A 464-nucleotide genomic window follows, 5' to 3' on the forward strand; every position below is an offset into this window, starting at 1 on the left:
AGTGGTTGAACGTCTTGGGGAGACATCGGGAAAAGCAGCCGGAAAACTGGAAGGGTTGGGAAAAGGAATGTTCTTTCTCAACCAACTGAAAGAAGGTGTCGACAATATCCGTGATTCCTTTAATGATGCCATCGAACCGGGTATCCGGTTTGAAACCGCTGTTGCCGAAATGTCCGGTATCACCAACATGGAGGGGAAGGAACTGGACGTTCTCGCCACCAAAGCCCGTAATACGGCAAAAGCGTTCGGTACCGATGCGGCAGACGCTATGATCGTTTATAAGGACTTGCTTTCAAAGATTACTCCGGAACTGAAAAAAGCACCGGACGCGCTTGAAATCATGTCGAACAATGTAATGACACTTAGCAAGACGATGTCAAATGATGTTCCCGGAGCATCAGCCGCCATGTCCACCGCAATGAACCAGTACAAGGTTTCCCTTGATGATCCGATGAAAGCCGCAC

The 464-nt window shown here is 48.9% G+C and carries 1 pseudogene; it reads left to right on the forward strand.

Features of this window, described 5'->3' with window-relative positions:
* A pseudogene (locus tag HMPREF2794_RS13410) lies at positions 1-464 on the forward strand (phage tail tape measure protein); the annotation flags it as partial.

It is taken from the genome of Bacteroides sp. HMSC067B03 (genome assembly GCF_001811315.1).
GTDB lineage: Bacteria > Bacteroidota > Bacteroidia > Bacteroidales > Bacteroidaceae > Bacteroides > Bacteroides faecis.